General features: G+C 64.3%; 9 protein-coding genes. 4 read left to right on the plus strand and 5 right to left on the minus strand.

Annotation, left to right across the window (positions count from 1 at the left end; all coding sequences use genetic code 11):
* The 3 genes from VGH68_RS27820 to VGH68_RS27830 all read right to left on the minus strand — a co-directional run.
* A partial coding sequence (locus VGH68_RS27820) for an FUSC family protein (protein WP_331606947.1) occupies positions 1–438 on the minus strand: 438 nt, incomplete at its 3' end.
* A gap of 85 nt (positions 439–523) precedes the next feature.
* Positions 524–937 (minus strand): DUF3175 domain-containing protein, encoded by a 414-nt coding sequence (locus tag VGH68_RS27825; RefSeq protein WP_331606948.1) that lies wholly within the window; start codon positions 935–937, stop codon positions 524–526.
* A 79-nt stretch (positions 938–1,016) separates the two neighbouring features.
* Positions 1,017–1,523 carry a PRC-barrel domain-containing protein gene (locus VGH68_RS27830; protein WP_331606949.1) on the minus strand — a complete coding sequence of 169 codons (507 nt, stop codon included), beginning with the start codon at positions 1,521–1,523 and terminating at the stop codon, positions 1,017–1,019.
* A 324-nt stretch (positions 1,524–1,847) separates the two neighbouring features.
* Between VGH68_RS27830 and VGH68_RS27835 the strand changes: the two genes are divergently transcribed.
* Together VGH68_RS27835 and VGH68_RS27840 are read left to right on the plus strand one after the other, a co-directional pair.
* The gene (locus VGH68_RS27835) at positions 1,848–2,144 is read left to right on the plus strand and encodes a hypothetical protein (protein WP_331606950.1); all 297 of its coding nucleotides are present in this window, start codon (positions 1,848–1,850) and stop codon (positions 2,142–2,144) included.
* A 120-nt stretch (positions 2,145–2,264) separates the two neighbouring features.
* Positions 2,265–2,561 (plus strand): hypothetical protein, encoded by a 297-nt coding sequence (locus VGH68_RS27840; RefSeq protein ID WP_331606955.1) that lies wholly within the window; start codon positions 2,265–2,267, stop codon positions 2,559–2,561.
* Between the two features lie 29 nt (positions 2,562–2,590).
* Here VGH68_RS27840 and VGH68_RS27845 read toward each other — a convergent pair whose 3' ends face one another.
* Together VGH68_RS27845 and VGH68_RS27850 are read right to left on the minus strand one after the other, a co-directional pair.
* Positions 2,591–2,776, minus strand: coding sequence for a hypothetical protein (locus VGH68_RS27845; protein WP_331606951.1), 186 nt, complete (start codon positions 2,774–2,776; stop codon positions 2,591–2,593).
* 34 nt (positions 2,777–2,810) lie between these two features.
* Complete coding sequence (locus tag VGH68_RS27850) at positions 2,811–4,118, minus strand: DNA topoisomerase IB (protein WP_331606952.1); 1,308 nt, start codon at positions 4,116–4,118, stop codon at positions 2,811–2,813.
* Between the two features lie 254 nt (positions 4,119–4,372).
* Between VGH68_RS27850 and VGH68_RS27855 the strand changes: the two genes are divergently transcribed.
* Positions 4,373–4,717 (plus strand): chemotaxis protein, encoded by a 345-nt coding sequence (locus VGH68_RS27855; RefSeq protein WP_331606953.1) that lies wholly within the window; start codon positions 4,373–4,375, stop codon positions 4,715–4,717.
* A gap of 196 nt (positions 4,718–4,913) precedes the next feature.
* Positions 4,914–5,138, plus strand: a 225-nt coding sequence (locus VGH68_RS27860) for a DJ-1/PfpI family protein (RefSeq protein ID WP_331606954.1), incomplete at its 3' end; no start/stop codon positions are given.

Here is a 5,138-nt window from a genome sequence, read left to right on the forward strand (position 1 = left end):
GCCCGGTACGAGCAGCATGATCGTCGCGGTGATACCGCCCAGGCGCGCCGCGCTGCCCACGTTGACGATCCAGCAGATCAGGATCGCCCCCGCGACCGTCGCCGCATAGGCGCCAAAATGGCCGCCACCCGCGACGGCGCCGAACAGACCGCATAGCCCGCCGACCATCGCGCCGATGAACTGATCGCGCGACAGCTTGCGGGTATCGATATAACTGTGCTGGCTCACCGCGATCGCGGTGATGGCGGCCCAGAACGCCTGCTCGGTATGCAGCGCCTGGCCGATACCGAATGCGAGACTTGCGCCCGCAACCGCCTGCACGGCCATGAAACCGCCTTCGATCAGCCGGTCGCCGAGCGGGAGCGTTTTGAGGAAAGCGAACAGCGCATCGGTAGCGCGCGTGCGCGTGCCGTGCCGGGAATCGTCGGACGGAGTCATCGAATCGAGGCGCCTTGTCGCGGGGTTGCATGCTGAGAGTCCGACTTTACCCCGCATCATCCGCGTCTATGGGAATGGCCTTTTGTCAGCGAGGCTCCCGGCCAAACGCTTCGCGCAACTTCCGCTTGGCCCGCTGCAGCGTGTCGCGCCGCTCCTTCGGCAAGTTTCTGCCGGCACGGTTGGCGTAGAAATTGAGCATCGACATCGCCGATTGGAACGGCGTGCCCTTGCGACGGCGGCTCGTGGTCGACGAATGCTTCAATGATTGCGCGATCGATTCCGCGCTGCCGGTCTTGAAAATATCCTTCTGGATATCCATCGCGTCGCTCGTTTCCATCACGTGATGCGACCACTTTTTGCCGCTATGCGAGCCGCCCGATTTCGCGGCTTTCGCGCGATGAGCGGCGTGTGCCTGTGCGTGGCGCTGACGCGGTGGCCGTCCCGACTTGCCCCGCGACACAGGGCGCTTCGATTTGCTGCTGCTCTTGCGGGTGGCCATCGTGGCGTCTCCGGAGTGCGGTGGTTGCGCGGTGCCGCGCTGCCGGATTCCCCGCCGGCAGCGCGTACAGGTAGACGAATCAGAGCTTCACGCCACCTGCCTCGGGCGCATCCGATGACCCCGGGGCAATCGAACCGGCGCCCAGGTCGTCGGGGCCGCTGTAGGTATCGCGGCCCCAGTATGGCTCGCTGCCGTAGTACTGATGCACGGACGTGGCCCATGTCTCGTCGGCCATCGACGGCCAGTGATCCTTGTCGAATCCCGGTGCGTTCCTCACGCGCTCGGCCGTCATGTTCAGCACGAAGCATTTCTGCTCCGTATCGAGTGTCAGTGCATGCCATGGAATCGCGAGCAGCTTGTCGCCGATGCCGAGGAAGCCGCCGCTCGACAGCACCACATAAGCGACGCGGCCCGCGCGCACGTCGAGCATGATGTCCTTGACCTTGCCGATGTCCTCGCCGTCGCTGCTGAGCACCTTGTTGCCGTCGAGCGTGTCGGCAGCCATCACGTCCGGACCGGGGCCTTCCGCGGTTGCGCTGCCCTTGCCAACGATGTTCGCGCCTTGCGTTTGGGTCGGGTTGACCATGATGTGCCTCCTGTCAAAGGTTGGGTACCGACGTTTCAGCAACGTCCGTTCCTTCGGTTCATTCGAGCTGCCTCACGGGCGCTGGCGTATCACGCTTGTCGTTGCGTAATGGGCGATGCGCCGATCGCGGCGGCACCGGAACGCGCGCGACGGTGTTTGAAATTATTTCGTCTCGCCTCGTAGAAAACGTGGCGGCCCTCGCGTGTGATGGTCCCGCCACGTGCGGATAGTGCCGGTGCCGCGCGGCATAGCCCTTGCTCGCATTCGAGTGACGGCAGCGAGCAACTGCCGAGTTACATCGTCCTTGCTTCAGGGAGATTTTCGATGCACACATATCCGAAGGGATGGCTGATGGCGGCATGTATCGCTGTGTCCGGTGTCGCGCTTGCGCAGGGCGGTGGTAACGGCAACGGCGGCACGGGCTCCGGCAACGCGCATGGCGCGGCGACCGCGGCGCCTACCGTTGGCAATGAGCCGGCATCGAACGCAGCGGGTACGGCTGCGGGTTCGACCTCGACGATGAAGCATGGCCATCACATGTCAAAGTCGAAGAAAAAACCGATGACCGATTCGACGAATATGCCCGGCGCGAACGCGAGCAGCGACACGAAAGGGCAGTAAAGCTGGATCGATGCAGCGAGCGGCACTGCGGCGACACCGCAACACGCATGACGGCCACGGACGCTACTTCGTCATGTCCGCCGGCGCGGCCGGCTGCGCTTGCATCGAGGGAGAATGATCGTGGTGAAAAAGATTCATTACCAGGCAAACGTCTGTGGCGGGGACTTTGCGCACGTGCGCGAGTGCTTTCGCAACTGGAAGTCCGAGACTCTCGTGTATCGCAAGCAACAGCGGATGTTCGAGGGCAAGCAGGAAGTCAGGCCGTTGTCCGGGCGCGTGTTCGATAACGGTGAAATCGCCCATCACGCGTTGGCGCGGGTGTGCAGTCCCGGCGATGCCTATGCGCTCGCGGCCGAAATACGCGACGGCGAGCGCGACGTGTGGCTCGTGATGGCGGCATTCGAAGAAGAGGCCTGAATCAATGCGGTGGCGGGTTGGCGGGCACACTAGTTCGCGCCGATCGAGCTGTTGATCGAGCTGCCGCCGACGAGGCCTTTCATAAAGCCGCTGACGTAGCCGCTGATGAAGCGTCTACCGAAGCCTCCGATGAGCACGCGAACGAAGCGTGTGACCCCGCCGGTCGGGTCACCGACCGAGCGGCGAACAGGCCCGATGACGGTGGCCGGGCCCACTGGATGGCGCGCGTGCATCGCGTACGAAGCGTTGCTACCGGCCGGCGGATTTGACCTCCGGGCTCGCCTTGCGCGCGGTACCGCGCGCCCGCGTACCGGCTGAGTGCCGGGAACGCCGCGCGCTGCTGTTTTCTTTCGCGCTTGCCGCTTTCTTGCGTATCGTGCGCGATTTTTTCAGCAAGCTCGTCAGCGCGCCGTCGATGCTGTCGTCGACTGACGACTGACGCGTCTTGCGGCCTTTCGCGCCCGCTTGCCGTGCGAGTTTCGCCGCGTGTTTTTCCGCGTGCGCCAGCAGCGTCATCAGCGCGACTTCGTCGACCTTCAGTCCGCGGCGGGGCGGGTGACATACGAGGCTTTGCAATTCATCGGCCTCGAACGCGCGGATGATCGCTGGGTGGATATAGCAGCGCCGGCAAACCGCCGGGGTATTGCGCAGCAGTGCCGCGACGTCCTTCACGGTCGCGACGAGATGGTGGCGCGCTTGCGCGGCGCTTTCGCAGATCAGGCGACGCAGCGCCGCGAGCGCATACACGCTGCCGGCCCACGTCCGATAGTCCTTCGCGGTAAAGTCCGCGCCGCTTGCGCGCCGCAGGTAGTCGTTGATATCGGCGGAGCCGACCGTGTGGCGCGTGCCGTCCTCGTCGAGATACTGGAACAGGTCGTGGCCTGGCAATTCCGCGCAGCGCCGCACGATGCGCTTGATACGCGGATTGTCGATGGTGACGTCGTGTTCGACGCCGCTTTTACCGCGAAACCGGAAGCGCAATTGGCCAGCTTCGATCTTCACATGCTTTTTGCGCAGCGTCGTCAGTCCATACGACTGGTTTTCGCGCGCGTATTCGGCGCTGCCGATGCGTACCAGCGTCGTGTCCAGTAACTGAACGATCGTCGCGACGACCTTGTCGACCGGCATGCCCGGCAGTTTCAGATCGCGCGCGACGCGGGCGCGAATCCTCGGCAATGCGCGGCCGAACTCGGCCATCCGCTCGTACTTGTCTGCGTCGCGCGTTTCACGCCAGCGCGGGTGATAGCGATACTGCTTGCGGCCACGCGCGTCGCGGCCGGTCGCCTGCAGATGGCCGCGTGGATCGGCGCAGATCCACACGTCCTCATAAGCGGGCGGAATCGCCAGCGCGTTGATGCGTTGGATCTCATCGGCGTCGACGATGCGCTTGCCGTTCATGTCGAAATAGGCGAAGCCGTCCTTGTCGCGCTTGCGCGTGTAGCCCGGCCTGGTGTCGTCGGAATGGCGCAGGCCCGGCGGCATCGACGGCTGCGATGACGCGCCGTTCGTATGGACGGGGCTGCCTGATGCGCTTGTCGAACGGGTTGTTGTGGACATCGTTGCAGGTAGAACTTTCAAGCGTGTTCGGATCGCGTCAACCGGCCTGACGCGCGCGGGCCCTGATGAATCGGCGGGAAGCAAACGCGGTGCCAACCCGGAGCCAGCGCGGTGCCGCTGTGATGTCGATGCGGCGTTGGCTCGACGTCGACGAGCGGCGACCAGCGTCGACTAGCGACGACGAGTTCGCGTCGGCACCTGGCGGAACGGTCCTTGCGCCACCGTGGTGGTGATCAACCGAACTGGGAGCTTTCATGAGCAGCACATTGAATCCCGATGAAGAGCCGCAACAGACCGTCAAGCAGACGTCCGGCACGACCGGCGCGCTGGGGCCCAGCGATTCATCGGACAGCGGCAGCGACATCGCGGGCGCGAAGCGCCATGAATTCGACGTCGATACGGAACTCGACAATCACGCGCTGGAAGCCGGCGATGCCGAACTCGGCAGCGACACCGATCGCGCGGGCACCGGTGAGCGCGCGTCGGCCGATGGCGACTCGACGCTGGACCCCAACGCCGACATCGATACGGATCACCTCGTGGATCCGGACGCGCCGCTCGACGAGGATCTGTCGGGCGAAGACGAAAGAGGTTCCTAAAGCGCGGCTTTAACGAAGACGAACGCCGCGAACGGCGGCGAACGACGCTTGAACCCGATCCCAACACAGCAAAACGCCGTGCTAATCCAGGCACGGCTTTTGCACACTCACGCTTTAACGGCGCAGCGCCTCTACCGCATAACGAGCGACGGCAACATAGCGCGGCGCCGCGCGAAGCGCACGAAGGAGAGTACACATGACTGACGCATTGAACGGCTGCAAGGTAGCGGTACTGGCAATGGACGGCTTCGAGCAGGCGGAACTGGTCGAGCCGAAACGCGCGCTCGCCGACGCGGGCGCCACGGTGCACGTGATCTCGGCGAAACCCGGCAAGATCCAGGGCTTCAAACATGTCGACAAGGGCGACGCGGTCGAGGTCGACACGACCTTCGAAGACGCGAACCCCGACGACTATGACGCG

Origin of the sequence: Paraburkholderia sp., from assembly GCF_036488505.1 — a bacterium.
Lineage (GTDB): Bacteria > Pseudomonadota > Gammaproteobacteria > Burkholderiales > Burkholderiaceae > Paraburkholderia.